Origin of the sequence: Pseudomonas sp. MONT-RG-20F-20-E-7-02 (assembly GCF_022662395.1) — a bacterium.
Taxonomy (GTDB): domain Bacteria; phylum Pseudomonadota; class Gammaproteobacteria; order Pseudomonadales; family Pseudomonadaceae; genus Aquipseudomonas.
Window position 1 is genome coordinate 334,250 of the sequence record NZ_JAKNQN010000005.1, and the last position, 22,438, is coordinate 356,687.

Annotated in this window: 20 protein-coding genes; 3 read left to right on the plus strand and 17 right to left on the minus strand. The window is 62.8% G+C overall.

The features are described from left to right. Positions 1–29 precede the first annotated feature (29 nt). The 12 genes from L8I05_RS17200 to L8I05_RS17255 all read right to left on the minus strand — a co-directional run bounded on the left by L8I05_RS17200 (position 30) and on the right by L8I05_RS17255 (position 10,992). Positions 30–2,342, minus strand: coding sequence for an MMPL family transporter (locus L8I05_RS17200; RefSeq protein WP_242170656.1), 2,313 nt, complete (start codon positions 2,340–2,342; stop codon positions 30–32). After that, positions 2,332–2,994 carry an outer membrane lipoprotein carrier protein LolA gene (locus L8I05_RS17205; protein WP_242170659.1) on the minus strand — a complete coding sequence of 221 codons (663 nt, stop codon included), beginning with the start codon at positions 2,992–2,994 and terminating at the stop codon, positions 2,332–2,334. Before L8I05_RS17205 ends, L8I05_RS17200 begins: the two co-directional genes overlap by 11 nt. Positions 2,995–3,020: 26 nt before the next feature. Next, entirely contained in the window at positions 3,021–3,449 is a 429-nt protein-coding gene (locus L8I05_RS17210) for an acyl-CoA thioesterase (protein ID WP_159953802.1), read from the minus strand. Continuing rightward, a complete protein-coding gene (locus L8I05_RS17215) occupies positions 3,442–4,983 on the minus strand; it encodes an aromatic amino acid ammonia-lyase (protein WP_242170472.1) in 1,542 nt (513 codons plus the stop codon). The genes L8I05_RS17210 and L8I05_RS17215 overlap by 8 nt, the downstream gene beginning before the upstream one ends. Further along, positions 4,967–5,902, minus strand: a complete 936-nt coding sequence (locus L8I05_RS17220; protein WP_242170475.1) for a glycosyl transferase — start codon at positions 5,900–5,902, stop codon at positions 4,967–4,969. Before L8I05_RS17220 ends, L8I05_RS17215 begins: the two co-directional genes overlap by 17 nt. Beyond that, positions 5,899–6,633, minus strand: coding sequence for a glycosyltransferase family 2 protein (locus L8I05_RS17225; RefSeq protein WP_159953805.1), 735 nt, complete (start codon positions 6,631–6,633; stop codon positions 5,899–5,901). Before L8I05_RS17225 ends, L8I05_RS17220 begins: the two co-directional genes overlap by 4 nt. Before the next feature lie 128 nt (positions 6,634–6,761). After that, positions 6,762–8,432: an acyl-CoA synthetase family protein gene (locus tag L8I05_RS17230; protein WP_242170478.1), complete on the minus strand. Its 1,671-nt coding sequence runs from the start codon at positions 8,430–8,432 to the stop codon at positions 6,762–6,764. Continuing rightward, a complete protein-coding gene (locus tag L8I05_RS17235; protein ID WP_242170481.1) occupies positions 8,429–8,974 on the minus strand; it encodes a hypothetical protein in 546 nt (181 codons plus the stop codon). Before L8I05_RS17235 ends, L8I05_RS17230 begins: the two co-directional genes overlap by 4 nt. Beyond that, the gene (locus tag L8I05_RS17240) at positions 8,971–9,225 is read right to left on the minus strand and encodes an acyl carrier protein (RefSeq protein ID WP_159953808.1); all 255 of its coding nucleotides are present in this window, start codon (positions 9,223–9,225) and stop codon (positions 8,971–8,973) included. Before L8I05_RS17240 ends, L8I05_RS17235 begins: the two co-directional genes overlap by 4 nt. A 9-nt stretch (positions 9,226–9,234) precedes the next feature. Further along, complete coding sequence (locus tag L8I05_RS17245; protein ID WP_197625826.1) at positions 9,235–9,504, minus strand: phosphopantetheine-binding protein; 270 nt, start codon at positions 9,502–9,504, stop codon at positions 9,235–9,237. Continuing rightward, positions 9,482–10,294 (minus strand): lysophospholipid acyltransferase family protein, encoded by an 813-nt coding sequence (locus tag L8I05_RS17250; RefSeq protein WP_242170484.1) that lies wholly within the window; start codon positions 10,292–10,294, stop codon positions 9,482–9,484. The genes L8I05_RS17245 and L8I05_RS17250 overlap by 23 nt, the downstream gene beginning before the upstream one ends. After that, complete coding sequence (locus L8I05_RS17255) at positions 10,270–10,992, minus strand: beta-ketoacyl synthase chain length factor (protein WP_242170487.1); 723 nt, start codon at positions 10,990–10,992, stop codon at positions 10,270–10,272. Before L8I05_RS17255 ends, L8I05_RS17250 begins: the two co-directional genes overlap by 25 nt. A gap of 348 nt (positions 10,993–11,340) precedes the next feature. Here L8I05_RS17255 and L8I05_RS17260 point away from each other — a divergent pair, with 348 nt between their 5' ends. Both L8I05_RS17260 and L8I05_RS17265 read left to right on the plus strand, forming a co-directional pair. Beyond that, positions 11,341–12,111, plus strand: a complete 771-nt coding sequence (locus tag L8I05_RS17260; RefSeq protein ID WP_012721840.1) for a ParA family protein — start codon at positions 11,341–11,343, stop codon at positions 12,109–12,111. A 331-nt stretch (positions 12,112–12,442) separates the two neighbouring features. Beyond that, the gene (locus L8I05_RS17265; protein WP_242170489.1) at positions 12,443–12,664 is read left to right on the plus strand and encodes a DUF6124 family protein; all 222 of its coding nucleotides are present in this window, start codon (positions 12,443–12,445) and stop codon (positions 12,662–12,664) included. 125 nt (positions 12,665–12,789) lie between these two features. Here the strand turns inward: L8I05_RS17265 and trxC are convergent, their stop codons facing one another. Continuing rightward, the gene (gene trxC, locus L8I05_RS17270; RefSeq protein WP_124402846.1) at positions 12,790–13,224 is read right to left on the minus strand and encodes a thioredoxin TrxC; all 435 of its coding nucleotides are present in this window, start codon (positions 13,222–13,224) and stop codon (positions 12,790–12,792) included. Between the two features lie 82 nt (positions 13,225–13,306). On the opposite strand from trxC, the gene L8I05_RS17275 reads away from it, so the two are divergent. Beyond that, on the plus strand, positions 13,307–13,708 hold the full coding sequence (locus tag L8I05_RS17275) for a transcriptional regulator (RefSeq protein ID WP_242170492.1): 402 nt from the start codon (positions 13,307–13,309) through the stop codon (positions 13,706–13,708). Positions 13,709–13,862: 154 nt separating this feature from the next. Here L8I05_RS17275 and selO read toward each other — a convergent pair whose 3' ends face one another. The 4 genes from selO to L8I05_RS17295 form a co-directional block, all read right to left on the minus strand. Continuing rightward, positions 13,863–15,326 (minus strand): protein adenylyltransferase SelO, encoded by a 1,464-nt coding sequence (gene selO / locus L8I05_RS17280; RefSeq protein ID WP_242170494.1) that lies wholly within the window; start codon positions 15,324–15,326, stop codon positions 13,863–13,865. A gap of 48 nt (positions 15,327–15,374) precedes the next feature. Then, entirely contained in the window at positions 15,375–18,713 is a 3,339-nt protein-coding gene (mscK, locus tag L8I05_RS17285; protein WP_197625819.1) for a mechanosensitive channel MscK, read from the minus strand. 55 nt (positions 18,714–18,768) lie between these two features. Further along, positions 18,769–20,511, minus strand: a complete 1,743-nt coding sequence (locus L8I05_RS17290) for a potassium/proton antiporter (protein WP_197625817.1) — start codon at positions 20,509–20,511, stop codon at positions 18,769–18,771. Between the two features lie 222 nt (positions 20,512–20,733). Beyond that, positions 20,734–22,359, minus strand: a complete 1,626-nt coding sequence (locus L8I05_RS17295) for a methyl-accepting chemotaxis protein (RefSeq protein ID WP_242170496.1) — start codon at positions 22,357–22,359, stop codon at positions 20,734–20,736. Positions 22,360–22,438: the final 79 nt, after the last annotated feature.

Sequence of the window (22,438 nt, forward strand, 5' to 3'; positions counted from 1 at the left end):
GCTCCTTGCCGCTATGGCGATAATCACATTCATAAGGCGTGCTTCTGATGCCCGGCCCACGGCGCCAGCATAAAGCTGAACGCCAGGCCCAGGCTGACCGACAGGCCGAAATTGCTCACTGCTGGCGTACTCGACACCGCCAGCAGGCCAAACGACAACCAGGTCGTCAGCGCCGCCAACAGCGTTCCCAAAAGGCTCACGGCAGCGCCGCCGATTTGCTCGCGCATCAAGATCGCGTAGTCGACGCTGATGGCCGTGACCAACAGCAGGCCAAACAGGCTGAACAGGGTCAGCGGCTGGCCCAGCCAACCGAGGCTGGCGAGGCTGCACAGCGCGGCCAGCAACGGCAGGGCGACGATGCGCAAGGCACCGCCAACGCCGAACGGCAGGATCAGCAACAGCACGATCAGCACGCACGACATCAATTTCAATTCCGCCGCGCTGATCTGCGTGTCGGCGAACACCCGGTTCAAGTCGCCCAGGCGATCGACCAATTGCACGCCGGGCAAATCCAGCGCCTGCACGCGCAGCAGCGCCGGGTTGTTCAAGCCTTGCAGGCTGACCATCGCCGCCACGCCGCCGTCCACCGGGCCGAGCCACAGTGTGCGCCAGGGTTCGGCGAGCGGGCCGACCAGCGCGGCGTCGATGTCTTCGGTGGGCAGCGCTTGCAGCTGCGCAACTTCGGCCTGCAAGGCGCTGACGGGCACGCCAAGGTCCAGCAGCGGTTGCCAGTGTTGCGGCAGCTGGTTCAGCGCATCACGCAACTGTTGCTGCTCGGCGGGCAAGTTGACCAGTTGATTGAGCGCCAGGTAGCCCTGCAGCTTGTCCATGTTCACCAGTTGGTCCAGGCGTTGACCCAAGGCCGCCTGGCGTTCCAGCAACTGCTGCTGGTTATCCGCGCGCACCAGGAAAAACTGGCTGGTGGGCTGGAACCCGGTGATGCGCGCCACGGCCTGCGCCTCTTGGAGCAACTGCGGCGGGGCGCCGATCCATTGGCGGATATCGTTTTTGCTGTTCAAGTGCCACAGGCCGCCCGCGCAGAACAGCAGCACCAGTGCCAGCAGCAGCGGGCTCGGTACGCGTTTGATCAAGGCGGCGCGCAACAGCCACAGGCCTTCGGCGATGCGCAGCGGCCATTGCGCCGGGCGCAGTTCCACGCCCTTGAGCAGCGCGGGCAACAGGCACACGGCCGACAAGTAGGCGCCGACCAGACCTGCGGCAGAGAACACCGCGATTTGCGTCAGCGCCGGGAACGGCGTCCAGGCCAACGCCAGGTAGCCAATGCAACTGGTGGCCAGGCTCAGGCTCAACCCCGGCAGCGTCAGGCGCAACGCCGGCCAACTGCGCCAGGGCTGCAGGCTCCAGCTTTTGGACAGATAGTGCAGCGGGTAATCGACGGCCACGCCAATCAGGCTGGAGCCCAGCACCAGGGTCATCACATGCATATGGCCGAACAGCGCCACACAGGCCACCGCGCCAAACAGCATGCCCACCAGCACCGGCACAAATGCCAGCAACACCCGCCAGCGGCGGAAGGCGAGCAACAGCAGCAACAGGATGCCCAGGGTGGCGCCGCCGCCGACCCAGGTGATTTCCCGCGTCGCTTGTTGCTGCCCATTAGCGGCATAGAGCAAGCCGCTGGCGGCGAGCAGCTGCGCGCCTTGCTCACTGGCCTGCGTGCGGCTGGCCTGGAGCAAATCCGCCACTTGCACCGGCAGTTTCATATCAAAGGCGTTGCCGGTGGTGCGCGCACGCAGCAGCACCCAGCTTTTGCCGTCGGCATCGGCGATCAACGCGCCGCTGCCGATGTCCAGCTGCACCGAACCATGCTGCGGCTGGCTGTTCTGGATGCGCCCGGTCAGGCCCAGCCAGTCGTCCTGGCTGGGCACCAGGCTGAACCCGGTGAAGGGGTCGAACAGTGCCTGTACACGCTGCTGGATAAACGCCGCGGGTTGCTCGATCAGTTGCTCGCGGTCCTTGGCCGAGAGCATCGCCAGGCGCCCGCGCAGCAGTTGCTCGCGCAGCGCCGGCAAGTCGGCTTGCAGGTTCCACTGCACCTTTTCAAACAGCCCGCTGGCCTGCCAGCGCTCGCCCAATTGTTGCGCGACCGCCACGGCTTTTTGCCGATCGGCATGCCCCACCAGCACCAGCATTTCGCGGTTCAGCGGTTCCTGCATGCGCTGTTCGGCCTTGAGCTCCAGCGCGTCTGGCGTATTGCCTGGCACCAGTTCCATCAGGTTGGCCGACAGCGGCGCGCCATGGCGCCACTGCCAACCGGCCAGGGCCAGCACGGCCACCAGCAGGATCAGGAACAGGCGCGGCAGCAGGCGCTCACTGGGCAAAGTCATGTTGCTCCGCGTCGCTCAACGGTTGGTCGGCCGTGCTGTCCTGCATGCGCAGCACAGTGCTGTCGCCTTGGGTTTCCAGCAGTTGGATGGTTTGCACCAGCTCGCCGCCGTCGATATTGATTTGGGTGAAGACCTGTTTGAGCAGCAGTGAGCGTGGGATCAGCGTCAGCTTCCACTGGTTGGCTTCGCCCTGCAGTTGCAGTTCGAAGTCGCGCTGCAATCCACTGCTGTCACCCTGGAGTACCGCGAGGAACAGACGGTTCTGCTCGGCACCGGCGCTCTTGTTCGGCAGCAGTTGCCAGCCGTTGACATCGCGCCGGGCAATGCCCTGGGCGCTGATGCGGTAGTCCTGTTGCAACGGTGTTTTCAGCAGCCACAGCAGGCCGTGATCTTTGGCGAGCACGAAGGTGCCTTTGCTGACCAGGGGCTGGGGCAGGGCGCGCAGGTGTTTTTCCTGGGTGAAGGTGCCGTGGATGACGGACGGTTTTGCCAGTTGATCGCTGAGCTGCTGTAGATCAAAAGCGTGGGCCAGGCCTGGAATGCTCAACAACAGGATTAGCAGGATCCTTGTGGGAGCGGGCTTGCCCGCGATGTACCTGAGGGCGCTGCGCAGTGTCAGGCGGTTCGCGTTATCGTTAACGACCATCGCGGGCAAGCCCGCTCCCACAGGAGTCAGCATTTCAGGGCTCTCTCTACGGCGTCTGTAAATATTTTGGGGGAGGCGAGTTGCATCTCGCGGCTGGCGATTTCTACCGCCACTTGCACGGTGCTGGCGCGGGTCAGGCGTTCGCCGCTGGCCAAATCGGTGATCAGGTAATTGACCTTCAAACGGTTCTCCCACTCCACCAAACTGGCGCGCACATTGATCGTCTGGCCGAACACCGCGCCGCGCACGTAGCGCAGTTGCATGTCGATCACCGGCCAGGCGTAGCCGGATTCGAGCATTGCCGTGTAGTTGTGGCCGAGCTTGTCCAGCAGCGCACAGCGCGCCACTTCCAGGTACTTCACGTAATGCCCGTGCCAGACGACGTTCATGGTGTCGACGTCGAAAAACGGCACGAGGATTTCAGTGTCGCAATGCAGCACGCCCTGGCTACGCATGCAGCCTCCAGTGTTGCTCGGCGATACGTTTCAGGCACAGGCGCAGTTCGCCTTCCAGCGCACGGTCTTCGATGACCGGCGGGAAGTCCTTGGCCAGTTCTGCATGCATGGCGGCCAAGGCCGGCGGCAGGGCGCGTGCATCTTCAGCCTGGGCGCGCAGCCACACGCCTTGGTTGGCCGCGAGCAGCGTGGCGGCGGCGACTTGTTCGGTCAGCTCCAGCACGCGGATCGCATCGCGGGCGGCGATGGTGCCCATGCTCACTTTGTCCTGGTTGTGGCACTCGGTGGAGCGCGAGAACACGCTGGCCGGCATGGTGTTTTTCAACGCTTCGGCGGTCCAGGCGCTGGTGCCGATCTGCACGGCCTTAAAGCCGTGGTTGATCATCGCGCGGTCAGCCGGTGAGCCAGACAAGTTGCTCGGCAGGCCGTGGTTGTAACGCACGTCCACCAGCAAGGCGAGCTGGCGGTCGAGCAGGTCGGCGACGTTGGCCACCAAGGTCTTGAGGCTGTCCATGGCAAAGGCAATGTGCCCGCCGTAGAAGTGCCCGCCGTGCAGCACGCGCTCTTCTTCGGCGTCGATGATCGGGTTGTCGTTGGCGCTGTTCAGTTCGATTTCGATAAACGAACGCAGCCAGTTCAGGCTGTCGGCCAGCACGCCCAGCACGTGGGGCGCGCAGCGCAGCGAATAACGGTCCTGCAGGCGGTGCAGCGGCGCGGTCGGCGCATCAATCGCCAGGTCTTTGCGCAGCCACGCGGCAACTTGCATCTGGCCTGGGTGCGGCTTGGCGGCGAACAGGCGTTCGTCGAAGTGTTCCGGGTTGCCTTGCAGCGCCACCACGTTCAGCGCAGTGATGCGCGTGGCCAGTTGCAGCAGGTAATCGGCGCGGGCGAAGGCCAGGCAGGCCAAACCGGTCATCACGGCGGTGCCGTTCATCAAGGCCAGGGCTTCTTTGGGGCGCAATACCAGCGGCTCCCAACCGAGTTCGCGGTGCACATCGGCGGCCTGGCGGCGCTCACCACGGAACATCACTTCCCGCTCGCCGGACAAGGTCGCGGCCACGTAGGACAGCGGCGTCAAATCGCCGCTGGCGCCCACCGAGCCTTCTTCCGGAATCAGCGGCAGCACATCGTGTTCGAGAAACGCGTGCAGGCGCTCCAGCAACTCCACACGTACGCCGGAAACGCCGTGGCACAGCGACTGCAAACGCGCCGCCAGCACCGCGCGGGTGGCTTGGGCGTCGAGCAACTTGCCCAGCCCGCAACCGTGAAAGGTATACAGGTGACGCGGCAACGCCTCGACGTGCTGCAACGGCACGGCCACCACGCACGAGTCGCCGTAGCCGGTGGTGACGCCGTAGATCACGCCTTCCTTGTCCAGCAGCGAGTCGAGGAACTGCGCGCCTTTGGCAATGCGCTGGCGGTACGCAGCGTCGCCCTGCAACTGCGTGGGCGCCTGACGGTTGGCCAAGGCCAGCACGTCTTCAATGCGCAAAGCGCGTTCGCCAAAGGTTACCGGCTCAAGATGCGTCGTCATCGGTCTTCCAGAAAGGGTAAAAGTTGAACCATTGTTGGGGCGCTTGCAGGCAGAACTGGCCCAGGCGTGCGGCGTAGCGCGCGGTCCACAGGGCGATGACCTGCTCGCGGGTGCTGCGCTTCCATTCGATCAATTGCGCGAACGGCTCGATGCTCAGGCGATAGCGGCCGTCGTGCTTGAGGCACATCAGCAGGTTCACCGGGCATTTGAGCAGCCCGGCCAGCAGCCACGGACCTTGCGGGAACGCCGCGTCATGGCCGAGGAAATCCACGCGCACCTTGCGCCCGCCGTGCAGTGGCACGCGGTCGCCGGCAATCGCCAGCCACTCGCCGTCGTCCAGGCGCTGGCTGAGCAGCAGCATGGTCGCCGGGTCCAGTTCGCTGACCTGGATCAGGCGCAAATGCGTGGCCCCGGCTTCGCCCAGCAGGCGGTTGAATTGCTCGGCGTGCTTGGTGTGCACCAGTACATTCATGGTGACTTGTTCGCCGATCTCGGCCAGCGCACGGCACACTTCGAGGTTGCCCAAGTGCGCGCCGACCAGCATCTGCCCGCGCTCGCCGCGCAGTTGCCCGCGCAACTGCGCCGGGTCGTTGATTTCGATCTGTTCGATGCGCAGCTTGCCGTTCCACACGTCGAGCTTGTCGAGCAACGAGTCGGCAAATGCCATGAACTGGCCGAAGACGCTTTTATGCGAAGGCCGCAGCTCATCGCGCCCGCTCCAGGCGGCCAGGCGCTGCTGGTATTCCCAGGCGCTGTGGCGCGCGGTGCGGCCGAACAGGAAGAAGTACAACACGATGCCATACAGCAGCGGGCTCAGCAGGCGGCGGCCGAGGACTTTGGCGGCGACGGCGGTGAGTTTCATCAGCCAGAAGCTGCCGCGCTCTTCGCGGTCCGCCCAGTGTTTGTTGCTGTCGCTCATGCCTGCCACCGTCGCCACAGGATCATCGGCGCGCGTACCAACATGCCGAAGAACAGCCGCGTGTGCATGGCCGAAATGCGCACGTTGTCGCGGAACAGGCGGAAGTGCGACAAGCCGTCGGCGGGGTAATGCACCTGGGTCGGCAGCCAGCGCATCGGCTGGTTACGCCAGGCCAGGCGCACCAGGATGTCGGAGTCGAAATCCATGCGCGTGCCGATGTAGGCCGTGTTCATCAAGGCTAATGTGGGCGCCAGCGGGTACACGCGAAAGCCGCACATCGAATCGCGAATTTGCAGTGACAAGGTGTTGATCCACACCCACACGTGGGTCAGGTAGCGTGCGTAGAGGCGGCCTTTGGGCACGCTGTCGTCGTATTCGGGGTAGCCGCAGATCACCGCGTCTGGGTGCGTGCGCGAGGCGTCGAGGAAGCTCTCGACTTCGCGCAGGTCGTGCTGGCCGTCGGCGTCCACTTGCAGGGCGTGGCTGAAGCCCAGGCGCGCGGCTTCGCGGAAACCGGCCATCACCGCACCGCCTTTGCCCTGGTTGTTGGGCAAGGTCAGCAGGGTGACGTGTTCGAGTGTCGCCAATTGCGCCAGTACCGCTGCGCAGGCCGGGCTGCTGCCGTCGTCGACGAGCAGGCATGGCAGGCCGCTGTTCAACAGGCTGTGGACCACGGCGGGCACGGCGGCTTCATGGTTGTAGACCGGGATCAGGGCGCAGGGGTTATGCATGAGGGTGGGCACCTGATGGACCGAGTCGCCTGCATCGCAGGCAAGCCAGCTCCCACATTAGAATGTGTTCACACGGCAACATGTGGGAGCGGGCTTGCCCGCGATTGAGCGCGAAGCGCTCACCTGGATTATGCATGCACGGCCACCAGTTGAATGCGGCCACTGGAGCAGGCCGCCACGCCGTTGCGGTAGGCGAAGTACAGCTTGCCGCGTGCCGGGTCGAAGCGCAGGTGCAGTTCAACCTGGTCGCCGGGGCGCACCAGTTGCTGGAATTTGAGCACTTCCATGCCGGCAAAGGTCGTGGGCACATCCAGCAGTTGCTGGCCGAGGTTGAACGCCCATTCCACTTGCACCACCCCCGGCAACACCGGCGTGACCGGGAAGTGGCCGCTGAAATACGCCAGGTCCGGCGGGATACTCAGTTGCACGGTCCATTCGCCGTCAGCCTCGACTTGCTCCAGCACTTCCGGCGCTTTTGGCCGGGGTGCCAGCAGCAACGCCTCTACCTCGGCCTGCGGCAGCTTGCCCTGGCTGTTCAGCGGCAACTGGCGCAGCAACCGCCAGCGACGTGGCAGCGCCAGTGCTTCGCAATGTTGGCTCAAATGCTGGCGCAGGGTTTGGGTGACGGTGCGGCGGCCCTGATTGCGCAGGGCATGCAGGCCGTCGGCGCTCAGCACCACCAGCGCGCCGAGGGAGGCACGGTTTTCCTGTACCACGCCCAGGCGGGTGTCGGCGACCCAGGCGTGGGCCATCAGCGCTTGTTCGAGCATCGGCAGGGAGATGCGTTTTTCTTCCAGCTTGACGATGCGGTCCAGGCGGCCGAGCAGCTCAAAGCGGCCATCGGAATGAATGCGGGCGGCGTCGGCGGTCTGTTCGATATGCCCGGCCGGCAGGTAAGGCGAGGCAATGCGCAGCGCGCCGTCGGCATCCTGGCTCAGCTCGACCTCGGCAAATGGTTGCCACGGCTGTGCGCCTTGGCGCCAGGCAATGCCACCGGTTTCCGAGCTGCCGAGGATTTCCGTCGGCCATTGCTGCAAGCGGTCGTACAGGCTGGCAGCCGCCTCAATCGGCAACGCGCCACCGGACGAAAATACCCGCGACACCTGGCTCAGCGCCGGCCAGTCGAGGTTGTCGCCCATGCGCTTGAGCAGCGCAGGGCTGGCGACCCAGGCGAATTGTGAGTGCTCGCGGCTGGCGCGCTGCAGGTCTTCGGGGAAGGCCAGTTGTTTGCGCACAAAGGTGCGACCGGCACACAGCGGCCATAGCACCCGGAACAACAAACCGTAGATGTGTTGGGTGGCAACGCTGCCGATGATGCACGCGTCGGTAAGGTCGGCGCCCCACAAGGCTTCCAGCGCCTCTACTTCGTTGGCCAATTGGCGCAGGGTTTTGTCGATACGCTTGGGCTCGCCGCTGGAGCCGGAGGTGCACAGGCTCAGTTGGCAGGTGTCCAGGTCGAGAGCCGCAGCGCTCAACGGCGCCTGATACAGCGCGTCGAGGTCGGCGGCTTCAACCAGCCAGGCGTCCACGGCGGCGTCCCAGCGCTGACGGGTTTGCGCTTGCAGGTCGGCGGGCAGCAACACGCTGACCCCGGCGCGCCAGGCGCCCAGCAGGGCGATGGCCAGGGTGCCTGCGTCTTCCAGGTGCACGGCCAAACGCTGGATGCCGCGCGCCTGCAGGCCCGCCGCCAGGCTCAGGGATTGCTCCCATAGCTGGGCGTGATTCATCTCAGGTTCGGTGGTGACCAAACGGTGTTCCAGCGGCTCAAGCAACAGGTGCTCAAGTTTCAACCCTTTCATACGCGGCCTCGAACCCTTTGTCGTACCAGCCATTCCACGGCAAACAACAACCCCATCAGCCCGTAGGCGATCAGGCCGTTGTACAACGTCCACCAGCTCAGCGGCGCCCACAGGGTGAGGGCGGCGGCGAGCAGGCCATTACACAGAAAAAACACACTCCACACCACGGTGACCTGGCGCGTATACACCACCGCGCTGGGCGGCAGTTGCGGGTCGCTCATGCGCGCCAGGCGCTCGACCATCGGCGGGCCGTATTTCAGGCTCAGGCCGAACAGCGCCAGCATGAACGCGCTGACCAGGCTCGGATACCAGCGCAGCAACTGCGGGTTGTCGAACCAGGCCAGCAACAGGCAAAACACGATCACCGCCACTGCCATCCAGCGGCTGCCGGGGCGCCGTGCACCGGTCAGCACGCGCAACAGCCACAGGCTGCCCAGCAACAGGCCGAATTGCCACGGCGCAAAGTGCTCGGTGCCGTAATACACCGCAAAAGGGTACAGCAGCCCCGCCAGCAACAGGCCAAGGCCGATCAGCCGGCTCATGCGGCAGGCGTGACCAGACGGTACACCGCCTCAACCACGTCGTTTACGGTGCGCACCGTCTTGAATTCTTCGGCGGCGATCTTCTTGCCGGTCTGGCGCTTGATATGGTCGATCAGGTCAACGGCGTCGATGCTGTCGATTTCCAGGTCCTGGTACAGGTTGGCGTCGAGCGTGACGCGTTCGGGTTCCAGTTCAAACAGTTCCACCAAGGCGTCGCGCAGGGTGTTGAAAATATCGTCACGAGTTTGCATGGTCCGGTCTCAAGCTACCTGTCTGGCCGTGACGAACGCCGCAAGGCTGGCCACGTTGGTGAAGTGATTGCGCGTGTCTTTGGCGTCGGCATCGATCTTGATGCCGTACTTTTTCTGGATCGCCAGGCCCAATTCCAGGGCGTCGACCGAATCCAGGCCCAGGCCTTCGCCGAACAGGGTTTGTTCGCTGCCGATGTCGTCGACGCTGATGTCTTCCAGGCCCAGGGCCTCGATGATCAGCGTCTTTATGTCGTGCTCAAGGCGGTGTTGGTCGCTCATCTTCGGCGAGCTCCTTAATAAAATAGTGGTGCAGGTAATCGTTGAGCTTGCGTGAAGCCTGGGGCGCGGGCCCGAGTGCGGCAAAGGCGTGTGGTTCTATATCGGCACCCACGCGCAAACTGAAATGAAATCGACGTTTGGGAATGCGGTACCAGGGTTCTGCCTTGGTCAGGGTGGTGGGGCTGACCTTGATCACCACTGGGGTGATGATTGTCGCACCGCGCAGTGCAATGGCGGCGCCACCGCGATGAAAGGCGGGTGCCGCGCCGGGCGTGGTACGGGTGCCTTCGGGGAAGATGATCAAGGTTTGGCCCTCGCGCAGGGCACTGGCGGCGGCATCGAGCATGTCGGCGCTGCCGTCATTGCTGATATAGCCCGCATCGCGCACCGGCCCGCGGGTGAACGGGTTCTGGAACAGGCTTTGCTTGACCACGCAATTGGTCTGGCGCGTCAGGCCGATCAAAAACACCACGTCGATCAGCGACGGGTGGTTGGCGATGATCATCTGGCCTGGGCGGCCGAGTTTTTCTGCGCCTTCGACGCTGTAGGTCAGCACGCCGACGCGTTGCATCAGGCGGATGAAGAACCAGAACAGTTTGCTGATGGTGTGGCGAGCGCGGCGCTGGTGTTTTGCCGCGCTGCCCGGCAGGCAGCTGAGCAACGGGAACACCAGTAAACGCAGGCACAGCCCGCCGACGCCGAACATGAAGAAGCTGGCGGCGGTGGCGAACAGGCGCCAGTAGTAGGCGTCCCGTGGTTTGTCGGTCAGGGCTTGCGTTGCCAGTTCCATACACGGTTCTTCCAGGCATGTTGGCAGGCGACCTGTTCAGTGAGCAGGGTGCGCAGCAGGTTCAGGGCATGGGGCCACTGAGTTGTTTGAGTGAGTTGGACAGCGCCGCTGTTTAGTTCCAATCGCCACTCGTCGCCCGGTGTCAGCAGCAGGCCGACGGCGTAGGGGAAGGGCACGTCATTAATCCAGCTGGCGTAGGCCGCGGGCGGCTGTTCTTCGGTAATCACCAGCAATACTGCCGGGGCGCCTTCGTTGAGCAGCGCGGCGGCCTCAAGCATGCCGTGCTCCAGGCCATCGCCGGCGGCGGCGAGGGCGGTCATTTCGCTGGTTTCATTGCGCAGGATCGACCACAGGCCAATCACTGCGTTATGCACCGACAGGCTGAACTGGGTCGGCGACAGCGGCTGCTCATTGGCCAGGTCGCTGAGGATGTCGAGGGTGCGCGGGGTTTCGCCGTGCCGGGAAATAAACACCAGTGGCAGGTCTTCACGGCCTTCGGCCAGCGGCCAACCCACGCTGAACGCCATGCGCGCCAGGCGGCTCAGGCGCCGACGCTGCATGGCCGGCAGGAAGGACACATCGGGGGATTCTTCGCTGGCGGGCAGCAACACCGGGGCCTGGCACCAGGCGTGCCAGTCGTCCGCACTTTCCAGGCTGGGCGCCCAGGCGCGCCATTGGGCGATGTTGAAAGTGATCACTGAGAAGATATCCCGCCCCTGCGGGCTTCCATGTGCGGCCATTGGCCCCGAATACCGGGACAGGGAGCAATCGCCGAATGGCGCGCATTATCCCGGTGCTGCGGGGTTCTAGCAAACTTTGGTAAAGAATTGTTCACGGCTGATTACAATTTGGCGGCAAGGATTTACAGATTGTCCTTTACCCGGGGTTGATTTGGGTTGTAGGACAGTTCCTGTTCATGTGTAGGCGACGTATGACGGTCGAAGCGAATTGGCCCACCGATGCAGCCGTGCATGGATGAACGAGGTAGCTAACAGGCGCTTTTGCCCTCTACACTCGGACATTCATTGATACACGGAGGTTTTTCCATGCGGCGTGTGGTGTTCAATCAGAAAGGCGGCGTTGGCAAGTCCAGCATCGCCTGCAACCTGGCGGCGGTCAGCGCCAGTGAAGGCTATCGAACCCTGTTGGTGGACCTCGATGCACAGGCCAACTCAACCCAGTACCTCACCGGGCTGACCGGCGACGATATCCCGATGGGCATTGCCGAGTTCTTCAAGCAAACCCTGTCTTCCGGGCCGTTCTCCAAGAAAAACCGCGTGGACATCTACGAAACGCCGTTCGATAACCTGCACGTCATCACCGCGACCGCGGAGCTTGCGGACCTGCAGCCCAAGCTTGAGGCCAAGCACAAGATCAACAAGCTGCGAAAGCTGCTGGATGAGCTGAGCGAGGATTACGACCGGATTTACCTGGATACCCCGCCGGCGCTGAACTTCTATGCGGTTTCGGCGTTGATTGCCGCTGATCGTGTGCTGATCCCCTTCGATTGCGACAGCTTCTCGCGCCAGGCGCTGTATGGCCTGCTGGCGGAAATCGAAGAACTGAAGGAAGACCACAACGAAGGCCTGGAAGTGGAAGGCATCGTGGTCAACCAGTTCCAGGCTCGGGCGAGCCTGCCGCAGCAGATGCTCGACGAACTGATTGCCGAAGGCCTGCCGGTGCTGCCGGTGTACCTGGCCAGCTCCGTGCGCATGCGCGAGTCGCATCAGGAAAACAAACCGCTGATCCACCTGGACCCTCGGCACAAGCTGACGCAGCAGTTTGTGGAGTTGCATAACCTGCTGGAAAACGCCTGATCTAAACACTACACCCATCCCTCTGTGGGAGCTGGCTTGCCTGCGATGCAGGCAACTCGGTCTGCCAGTTAGACCGAGGTGATGCTATCGCAGGCAAGCCAGCTCCCACATTTTGGTTTTGCATTCCGATAGGGGATTTGGATTGTTCCCACAAAGGCTGTAGGAAGCGTCTGGCAAGCGGGGTTGTGCCTTGTCTCGCTGCCTACAGATAAGCCAGAATCGCCCGGCTTGTGCGTCTGGATGGGCGTCTTTAAGGTTCTTCGGTCGCTGAATGTTCAGTGATCGGGTTTAGTAGCCCGTGGTGAGACGTCCCCCTACTCGGAGACGATCCATGGTTAACCTTTATACCGTTGCACCCAACCTCCCCACCGAAACCCTCGTGCTTAACAGCTACGAAACCTTCTCTTCCGTGCGCACGCTACTACTCAAACTATCCAACGACCTCACCGGCGAACACCGCGATGTCGCCCTGGCCATCCATCAATTAAGCGAACTCGGCGTACAACTCGTAGGCCAGATGATGGACCGCGAAGCCCCCTTAGCCCAAGCCTAAAACACAATCACTGTGGGAGCTGGCTTGCCTGCGATGCAGGCAACTCGGTCTGCCAGGTACACCGAGGTGATGCCATCGCAGGCAAGCCAGCTCCCACAGTTGATCCAGTTGATGGGCGGACTGGTTTACACCCCTTGGCTACGCAACCAACTCATCAACTGCGGCAACGGAAACGCCCCACTCTGGCGCGCCACTTCGCGGCCGTTCTTGAACAGAATCAAACTGGGAATCGAGCGAATCCCCAACTGCGCCGACAATTGCTGATTGGCCTCACTGTCCAGCTTGGCCAACCGGCACTTGCCTTCCAACTGCCCAGCCGCCTGCTCAAACACCGGCGCAAACGACTTGCACGGCCCGCACCAGTCAGCCCACACATCCACCAGCAGCGGCAGGTCGCCCTTGATCTGACTGGCGTAGTCGCCTTGTTTCAATTCAAAAGGCTTGCTCAGCAACACAGGCTGCTTGCAGCGCCCGCATTTGGGCGCATCACCCAGGCGTTCGCCGGGGATGCGGTTGAGGCCGTTGCAATGTGGGCAGGGGATTACAAGAGGTTCGGACATCGGGGGCTCCTTGGATGTGGCCAATAGGTTCAATCTGGAGCCGGCAACGAGGTTTATCAAGACCAGATGAAAAGGATGAAACATGAACGACAACTTGAAGCGGGTGATTGAACACTGGCCCTTTGTCTCGCCGCTGCTGAGCAAACCCCAGTCCGAGGCGAACTACGACACCTTGGCCGAGGCGCTCGATGAATTACTGGATATCGTTGGGGAAGACGAAACTCATCCTCTTATGGGGTTGGTGGACCTCATCGGTGACTGGATCGAAGCCTACGATCACGAGCACCGCCCAATGCCTGTCGCCAGTGGTGTCGACGTGCTGCGCGCAATGATGCGCGAGCACGGTTTGAACCAGAGTGATCTGCCAGGAGTAGGAACACAGTCGGTTGTTTCGGAAATTTTGAGCGGTAAGCGTAAGCTCAACCAGCGGCAAATTCGTTGGTTGACCGAACGTTTTGGCGTAACAGTAGAAACCTTTATTTAGTGCCGTTATATGATCGTTCCCACGCTCCGCGTGGTAATGCATCCCGTGACGCTCCGCGTCACCCGTGCGCAGATGCAGATCATTGCCAAAGGCGGGACGCGGAGCGTCCCAGGTGGCATTCCCACGCAGAGCGTGGGAACGATCATCTGAGGCATTACGATGAACAACTAATCTCCAAATGCTTGCCCCAATCCGGCGGCCGCTGGGCGTATTGCTCCATCCCCGCCTGCTCTTCAAACGGCTTGCTCAGTACCTCATGCAGCCGCCGCACTTCGCTGTAATCGCCTGACTCGGCGGCAGCGATGGCGTTTTGTGCCAGGTAGTTGCGCAGGATGTACAGCGGGTTTACCGCGTGCATGCGCTCGCGGCGTTGCGCTTCGCTGTAGTCCCCGTCTCGTGCAACGCGGGCTGTGTACTGTTCGGCCCAGGCGTCAAAACCGGCGTGGTCGACGAAGTCATCACGCAGCCGCGCCACGGCCAGCGCTGCAGGTTCATCGCCCAGGCGGCGGAAGAACAGCGTGTAGTCCACGCCACTGTTCTGCATCAGCTTGAGCAGGCGCTCCACCAGTTTCTGGTCATCGTCTTCAGCCGTGGTCAGCCCCAGTCGGCGGCGCATCAGGTCCAGGTAGTGGGCCTGGTACAGCGGCAGGTACAGGCCAAGGGTTTCTTTCAAGGCGTCGACGCTGATAAACGGCGTGAGTGCCTGGGCCAGTGCGCTGAGGTTCCACTGCCCAATCGGTACCTGGTTGCTGAAGGAGTAACGGCCTTCGTGATCGGAGTGGTTGCAGATGAAGTGCGCGTCAAAGTCATCGAGGAACGCAAACGGCCCGAAGTCGAAGGTGATGCCCAGGATCGACATGTTGTCAGTGTTCATCACACCGTGGCAAAAACCGTACGCCTGCCATTTGGCGATCATCTCGGCATTGCGCTCGACGATTTCGCGGAACATTGCCAGGTAAGGCTCGGGCTGCTCCATGCACTCGGGGTAGTGCAACGAAAGCACGTGTTCAGCCAATTCTTTCTGCTGCTCGGGCTTCTTGGTGTAGTAGAAATACTCGAAATGCCCGAAGCGCACATGGCTGTGCGCCAGGCGCAACACCATGGCGCCGCGTTCCTGTTTCTCACGCCACACCGGCGTGTCGGAGCCGATCACGCATAAGGCGCGGCTGCTGGGGATGCCCAAGGCGTGCAGGGCTTCGGAGGCGAGAAACTCACGGATCGAAGAGCGCAGCACCGCGCGGCCATCGCCCATGCGCGAGTAAGGCGTGAGCCCGGCGCCTTTGAGGTGCAGGTCCCAATGCTCGCCGGCCTCGTTGTACACCTCGCCCAGCAGCAACCCACGGCCATCGCCCAGTTGCGGGGAGTAGCCACCGAACTGGTGCCCCGAATAGACCATCGCCCGTGGTTCCGCTTCGGCCCACAGCTTGTGCCCGCTGAACAGCCCGGCAAACACTGGTGTTTCGGCCACGGCCGGGTCGAGGTCGAGCAGGGCCATGGCGGCGCTGCTCGCCACCACAAGGCGCGGTTCGTCGAGGGGGTCAGGCAATACGTGGGTTGAGAACGCGTCGCCCAGGCGTGCGAAGCGGTTGTCGAAGGTCAGTTCGTCGAGGGCTTTCACCGGCCATCTCCAGCAGAATGTCCGAGCATTCTGCTGGGGATAGGCGCGTTAGTCGAGTTTGCTCGGCGGCGGTTCCTGCACGCCGCCGTCGTTGGCGGGTTTGGCCGGGGTGTCGACTTCCACCAGTTTGTATTCCTGGCCATGGAGGTTCTTGAGGTAGACCTCCATCTGGCGGAACGAGATGTTGATGTGGTGGTTCTTGAACTCGCGGTTGATAAAGCGGTTCACCTCGTCGATCACCGGGTTGCGGTCACCGAGGTCGCGCACGTGCATGCGCAGTTCGTGGTCGAGGGTGCTTTCGCCGAAGTTGAGGAAGTACACGTGGGGTTCCGGCTCTTTGAGCACCCGTGGGTTTTCGCGCGCGGCCTTGAGCAGCAGTTCCTTCACCAGGTCGAGGTCGGAGCCGTAGTCCACACCGAGTTTCAGCGTGACTCGGGTGATGGTGTCGGTCAGCGACCAGTTGATCAGTTGCCCGGTAATAAACGTCTTGTTCGGGACAATGATGTCCTTGCGGTCGAAGTCGGTGATGGTCGTCGCGCGGATGCGGATCTTGCTCACCGTGCCCGACAGGTTGCCGATGGTGATGGTGTCGCCGATACGCACCGGGCGCTCGAACAGGATCATGATGCCGGAGATGAAGTTGGCGAAGATCTCCTGCATCCCGAAACCCAACCCCACCGACAGCGCCGCCACCAGCCATTGCAACTTGTCCCAGCTCACGCCGAGGGTGGACAGGGTGGAGACGAAGCCGACGCCGGCAATCACATACGACAGCAAGGTGGTGGTGGCGTAGGCGCTGCCTTGGGCCAAATCCAGCTTGGACAGCACCAGTACTTCCAGCAAACCGGGCAAGTTGCGCGCCAGGGCGAAGGTGATGCCGACGATGATCGACGCACCGAGCAAGTCGCCGATGCTGATCGGCACCATGCTGATATTGGCACCGGTGCCGCTGGTGTATTCGTAGAGCGTCACGTTGTCCAGGTAGGAGAACACGGTGATCAGGTCTTTCCACACCCAGTACAGCGCGGCGATAAAGCCGCCGAGCAAGGCCAGGCGGATCAGGCGCATCGACTGTTCGTTGACCTGTTCGATGTCCAGGGTCGGTTCTTCGATCACCGCTTCGCCATCACCGGCTTCCTTGGCCGCCTGGCGTTTGGCCAGGGCACGCGCGTAAGCCAGTCGCCGTGCGGCGACGCCCAGGCCGCGTACGAAGGTGGCTTCGATCACCAGCCAGAACATCAGCAGGTACAGGGTGTTGATCAGGCGGTCGCTGAGTTTGAGCGCGGTGTAGTAGTAGCCAAAGCACACAGCGATAAACAGGGCGACGGGCAGGGCGGTAAACACCAGGCCCACGGCTTTGCGAAACAGCGAGGCTTTTTCGTGGGTCGGGCTGTGCAGCAGCAGGCGGCCCAGCAGCCAGGCCATCAGCGCGTAGCAGGTCAGCACCACGCCGATACCCAGCACGTCGTCGGCCAGCGCCGCCGGTTGGTGTTCGGCAATGGCCACCACGGCCACCAGGGCCAGTACCACCAGCCCGAGCTTGCGCACCCAGCCTTGCAGGAATTCGACTTGGGGTTTTTCCCAGCGGAAGTGCAGTTCCGCCACGCCGCCCGACGCGAGGATCCGGTAAGCGGTGTAGAACACCAGCCACGCCTGGGCGATCTGCAGCAGGGCCGAGCCGAGGTTGGCGTTCTGCCCACGGGCGTCGATCTGCAGTGCGTAGCCGCACAGCGCCAGGCCCAGGGAAACCGGCATCGCCAGCAGGATATTGATCAGGATGGCCTGCGGCGTGTGCCACTGGCTGTCGCGCTTGAAGTGGCCGATGTCCAGGTGGACTTTGTTGAGGCGCTGGTAAAGCGCCTTGCGCCGCCATAGCAGTGCGCCGATCAACAGCAGCAACGGCAGGAACAGCAGCGGGCGCTGGGTCAGGCCGTCGTACAGTTCGCTGACGCTGGAGGCCCACGGCAGGGTGGTGATTTGCTTGCTCAGGTGTGCCGGTACGGTTTCCAGCCACTCGGTGTCCAACGGCTTGTTGCTGGGGATCCAGAACATTTGCTCGTCCAGCGTCGCGCGCAGAGTGGTGGCGGTGCTGAGCAGTTGTTTCTGGTTCAGTTGCAGGGTGATCGATTCGTTCAGCAGCGCGCTCAGCTCACGGCTCAGGCGCTCCAGCAGGTCGCTGCGGGTAATTGCCAGCTCCAGCAGGGTGCGGCGCAGTTGCGGGGTGACGTCTTCCGGCGGCTGGTTGGCCAGCAAGTTATCCACATAGGCGCTGGGCGAACTGATCGCCTCGCGCTGCTGGTTGATCTCGAACTGGTACAGGCGAATGTTGGCGATGTCGTCCGCCAGGTCGCGGTCCACGGTGAGGCGCGGCAGTGCCTGTTTTTGCTTATAAAGAATCTTGGAGAGCAGCAGGCTGCCCTTGAGCACGTTGATTTGCTCATCGAGTGCCGAGTCGCTTTGGGTCACGGTGTCCAGTTGCTGCTTGGTCTGCAGGTTTTTCTGGGTCAGGTCATTGAGGCGGTCGGTGCTCTTGAGCAGGTAGTCGGAGAGCTTCAGGTTGGCCGCGCTTTCGGTGGCCAACAGGCTGCTGCCGCCGGTTTTTTGCGCCTCGATGGACTGCTGGGTCACGGTCTGCTGGGACTGGGCCAGGCGTTTCTGGTTGATCAGGGTTTGCAGGTCCTGGATTTCCTGTTCCAGGCGGCTGGTCTTCTCGGTCGCCAGGTCGCGTTGGCTATTGCCCAGGTCTTGCAGTTGGCTGTTGCCCGCCAGTTCCTGGCGGCGCAGCGGAATCAAGGCGTTGAGGGCGGCGAGTTCGGCGTTCAGCAGGTTGCGCTGGTCGCCCGTGAGGGGCTTGCCGTTATCTTTGCCGGCTTTAAGGGTGGCGTTGATCTGCTGGATGCGGGTCTGGCTGTTGCTGATTTCGGTTTGGGCGCGCTCGGGGCGGGTCTGGGCGGCGATGGACATGCTGTTGGCATCCGCCATGTCCTTTTGCAGGTCGCCTTGCTGGGTCGTGCGCTGCACCAGCAATTGTTCGAGCTGCGGCACGGGCAGCGTGGCATAGCGTTGCGCCACCGGGATGACTTTGGTGGCCTTGAGCCGCACCAGTTCGCGCTGGTTATCGGTGGTCTGGCGCGGGGCGTCTTCCAGCTGGCGCTTGAGGTCGGTGAGGCGCTGCTCGTAATCCTGCTTGTTGCCCAGGTAGGTCAGGGTCTGTTGCAGGATGGTCTGCAGCGCCTTCATGTCGGCGTCGGGCAGCTTGCGGTCGGGCAGCTTGTCCAGGGTTTGCTGGATGGCCTCGGCGCTGGGCGCATCGGCGGCGTAAACGCTGCCCACACAAAGGGTCAGGCCTAGCAGGGCAGTGGCTAAAAAAGTGCGCAGAGTTGTCATGGATACCGGTCGAGCAAGGTAAAGAAGGTGGGGGCGTGGCGCCTAGCCCCGCAGTTTAGAGGAAGAGTCCAGGGCCTGGACGACTTCCTTCGGGGAATTTGACGCCGACTTTTCCGATTCTGTTCCCGTCCATGACCGCGACGGTCCACAGCGTGTTGTTCCACTCCACTTGGTCGCCCACCACCGGCGCACCGCCGACCTTCTGGGTGATGAAGCGGCTCAGTGGCATATCCGGGTCGATACCTTCGAGCTTGAGGCCGTACAGCGCCGACACCGCGCCCAGCTGGGCGTCGCCTTCGAGGACGAAATCGCCGAAGAAGCGCAGGTCGAGGCCACGTTGCGGCGCCTGGCTGAACAGTTTACCCAGGGCCGGCAGGTTGTGTTCGTGGCCGATCACGCAGAGCAAATCGTCGACTTCCAGCACCGTACTACCCGACGGATGGAGCAGTTGCTGGCCACGGAACAGCGCTGCGATCCGTGTGCCCTCGGGCATTTTCAATTCTCGCAGGGCTGCGCCAATGCACCATTTTTCCGCGCCCAGGCGGTAGACGAACAGCTCCCACTCGCTGGTGACGTGCACTTCCAGGGCCGCGCGGGAAATCGGCGCGGGGTCGGGCGGTACGGTGACTTTCAGCAGTTTGGCCACCCACGGCAGGCTGGTGCCCTGTACCAGCAGCGAGACCAGCACGATAAAGAACGCCAGGTTGAAGTACAGCTGCGCGTGGGGCAGGCCGGCCATCAGCGGGAATACCGCCAGAATGATCGGCACCGCGCCGCGCAGGCCGACCCAGGCGATAAAGGCTTTTTCGCGCCCGTGGAACGCCTTGAACGGCAGCAGGCCGACCATCACCGACAGCGGCCGTGCGAACAGAATCATCCACAGCGCCAGGCCCAACGCCGGCAGGGCAATGGGCAGCAAGTCATGGGGCGTGACCAGCAAGCCCAGCACCAGGAACATGCCGATCTGTGCCAGCCAGGCCATGCCGTCGAGCATATGCAAGATGCCATGACGGCTGCGCACCGGGCGGTTGCCGATCACCAGGCCGCACAGGTATACGGCGAGGAAACCGCTGCCGTGCAAGGCGTTGGTCAGGGCGAACACCACCAGGCCACCGGCGATCACCAGGATCGGGTACAGGCCGGTGGCCAGGTTGATGCGGTTGACCATCTGCAGCATCAGCCAGCCGCCGCCCAGGCCGACGATGCCGCCGATGCCGAATTCGCGGATCAGGTGGGTCAGCAGGCTCCAGTGCAGGCCGGTCTGGCCTGTGGCGAGCATGTCGATCAGGGTGACGGTGAGGAACACCGCCATCGGGTCGTTACTGCCGGATTCGATTTCGAGGCTGGCGGTAACCCGTTCGTTCAGGCCTTTGCCGCCCAATAGCGAGAACACCGCGGCGGCGTCGGTTGAGCCGACGATGGCGCCGATCAGCAAGCCTTGAATGATATTGAGGTCGAACAGCCAGGCCGCGGCCATGCCGGTGAGGCCGGTGGTGATCAACACCCCCACCGTCGCCAGCGACAACGCCGGCCAGAGTGCTACACGAAAACTCGCCACCCGCGTACGCAAGCCGCCGTCGAGCAGGATCACTGCCAAGGCGAGGTTGCCCACCAGGTAGGCGGTCGGGTAGTTGTCGAAAATGATGCCGCCGCCGTCGACGCCGGCGACCATGCCCACGGCCAGGATGATCACCAGAATCGGGATCCCCAGGCGGGACGAAAGAGAACTCACCAGAATGCTCGCACCCACCAGCAACGCGCCGATCAAGAACAGGCTGTTGATGGTCGTCGCATTCAAAGGCAGTACTCCAGAGCTGGGAAGACGGGGCGCAAACTGACCATGCAGTCTGCGTGCCAGCGATTCTAACCTGTTGAATTGCTGCGCTGTCAAAAGATCGTTCCCACGCTCTGCGTGGGAATGCTTCGCTGGACGCTCTGCGTCCGCTTTTAAGGCGTGACGCGGAGCGTCACAGGCTGCATTACCACGCGGAGCGTGGGAACGATCAATCACCGGTGTCGGTTACAGACGGAAACGCCCCACCATCCCATTCAAATCCACCGCCAGGCGCGACAGCTCACTGCTCGCCGCACTGGTCTGGCTGGCGCCCGTGGCCGATTGCACCGACAAATCACGAATGTTCACCAGGTTGCGGTCCACTTCCCGCGCCACCTGCGCCTGCTCTTCGGCTGCGCTGGCGATCACCAGGTTGCGTTCGTTGATCTCCACGATTGCGGTGTTGATGGTGTCCAGCGACATCCCGGCGCCTTTGGCGATGTTCAGCGTCGATTCGGCCCGCTCGGTGCTGTTACGCATCGAATCCACCGCGTGCTCGGTGCCGGCCTGAATGCTGCCGATCATGCGCTCGATCTCGCTGGTCGACTGCTGGGTGCGATGAGCCAGGGCCCGCACTTCATCCGCCACCACGGCAAACCCACGCCCGGCTTCACCGGCGCGCGCGGCTTCAATGGCGGCGTTCAGCGCCAGCAGGTTGGTCTGGTCGGCCAGGCCGCGAATCACGTCGAGTACCTTGCCGATATCCCGCGATTCATTCGCCAGGTCGCCGATCAAGGTGGCCGTGGCTTGCACGTCGCCGCTCATGCGTTCGATGGCGCTGACGGTTTCCTGCACCAAATCACGGCCATCGCCAGCAGAAGTGGTGGCGGCGCGCGAGGCTTCGGAGGTGCTGACCGCATTGCGCGCGACTTCTTCGACGGCGCTGGTCATCTCGTTGACGGCGGTGGCGGCTTGTTCGATTTCGTTGTTCTGCTGGGTCAGGCCACGGGCGCTTTCGTCGGTGACGGCATTCAGCTCTTCGGCCGCCGACGCCAGCTGGGTGGCGGAACCGGCGATGCGTTGCAGGGTGTCGCGCAACTTGTCCTGCATCTTGGCCATGGCGGCCAGCAGGCGGCCGGCTTCGTCGTTGCCGTCGACCTTGATCGGGCGCGTCAGGTTGCCTTCGGCGACTTCCTCGGCGGCCTCAAGTGCCTGGGAAATCGGCACGGTGATGCTGCGGGTCAGCAGCCAGGCGAACAACAAGGTCAGCGCCGTGGCCACGATCAGCAGGCCCACCACCAGCTCAAACGCCATGTCGTATTGGTCTTTGGCTTGCTGGTTGGTGGCGTTGGCCATCTTGTTGTTGATGTCCAGCAGGCGTGTCAGCACAGCGTTGACCTGCTCGGAGTTGCTGAGCAATTCGGTGTTGAGCAAGTTGCGCAGGTCGTCGATCTGGTTGGCGCGAGACAAGCTCTTCATGCGCTCTTCGATCTGGTGGTACTGGCCGAGCAAACGCACGTATTCGTCGTAGGCCGCGCGCTCTTCGCCACTCTCGATGAGTTTTTCGTACACGCCCTGGGCGGTGCGGATCTGCTGGTTGCGCAGTTCAAAGGCTTCCAGGGTTTTTTGCTGCACGTCCGGCTCGCGGTTGGTCAGCAAGCGGTACGACAGCACGCGCAGGCGCAGGGTCAGCTGGGTGAATTCGTCGAGGGCGCGAATGCTTGGCACGCTGGACTGGGTGATGTCTTCGGTGGCAGCACGGATCTTGCTCATCTGGTTCAGGGCGAACACACCGAGAAACAACATGAGTGCACCAATAAACGCAAAGCCAAGAAAGGCGCGCGGCGCGATATTCATATTACGAAGAGACATGCTGGAGTCCTGGGGAGAAGCGCGATCCGTGCGGCCATGAGACGGGGTGTGCATCTTCTATCGGCCATGCGACTAAAGT

Coding starts and splice junctions, on each gene's coding strand:
- L8I05_RS17205 (WP_242170659.1), bottom strand. CDS start 2,994: ATGGTCGTTAACGATAACGCGAACCGCCTGACACTGCGCAGCGCCCTC.
- L8I05_RS17210 (WP_159953802.1), bottom strand. CDS start 3,449: ATGCGTAGCCAGGGCGTGCTGCATTGCGACACTGAAATCCTCGTGCCG.
- L8I05_RS17215 (WP_242170472.1), bottom strand. CDS start 4,983: ATGACGACGCATCTTGAGCCGGTAACCTTTGGCGAACGCGCTTTGCGC.
- L8I05_RS17220 (WP_242170475.1), bottom strand. CDS start 5,902: ATGAGCGACAGCAACAAACACTGGGCGGACCGCGAAGAGCGCGGCAGC.
- L8I05_RS17225 (WP_159953805.1), bottom strand. CDS start 6,633: ATGCATAACCCCTGCGCCCTGATCCCGGTCTACAACCATGAAGCCGCC.
- L8I05_RS17230 (WP_242170478.1), bottom strand. CDS start 8,432: ATGAAAGGGTTGAAACTTGAGCACCTGTTGCTTGAGCCGCTGGAACAC.
- L8I05_RS17235 (WP_242170481.1), bottom strand. CDS start 8,974: ATGAGCCGGCTGATCGGCCTTGGCCTGTTGCTGGCGGGGCTGCTGTAC.
- L8I05_RS17240 (WP_159953808.1), bottom strand. CDS start 9,225: ATGCAAACTCGTGACGATATTTTCAACACCCTGCGCGACGCCTTGGTG.
- L8I05_RS17245 (WP_197625826.1), bottom strand. CDS start 9,504: ATGAGCGACCAACACCGCCTTGAGCACGACATAAAGACGCTGATCATC.
- L8I05_RS17250 (WP_242170484.1), bottom strand. CDS start 10,294: ATGGAACTGGCAACGCAAGCCCTGACCGACAAACCACGGGACGCCTAC.
- L8I05_RS17260 (WP_012721840.1), top strand. CDS start 11,341: ATGCGGCGTGTGGTGTTCAATCAGAAAGGCGGCGTTGGCAAGTCCAGC.
- L8I05_RS17265 (WP_242170489.1), top strand. CDS start 12,443: ATGGTTAACCTTTATACCGTTGCACCCAACCTCCCCACCGAAACCCTC.
- trxC (WP_124402846.1), bottom strand. CDS start 13,224: ATGTCCGAACCTCTTGTAATCCCCTGCCCACATTGCAACGGCCTCAAC.
- L8I05_RS17275 (WP_242170492.1), top strand. CDS start 13,307: ATGAACGACAACTTGAAGCGGGTGATTGAACACTGGCCCTTTGTCTCG.
- mscK (WP_197625819.1), bottom strand. CDS start 18,713: ATGACAACTCTGCGCACTTTTTTAGCCACTGCCCTGCTAGGCCTGACC.
- L8I05_RS17295 (WP_242170496.1), bottom strand. CDS start 22,359: ATGTCTCTTCGTAATATGAATATCGCGCCGCGCGCCTTTCTTGGCTTT.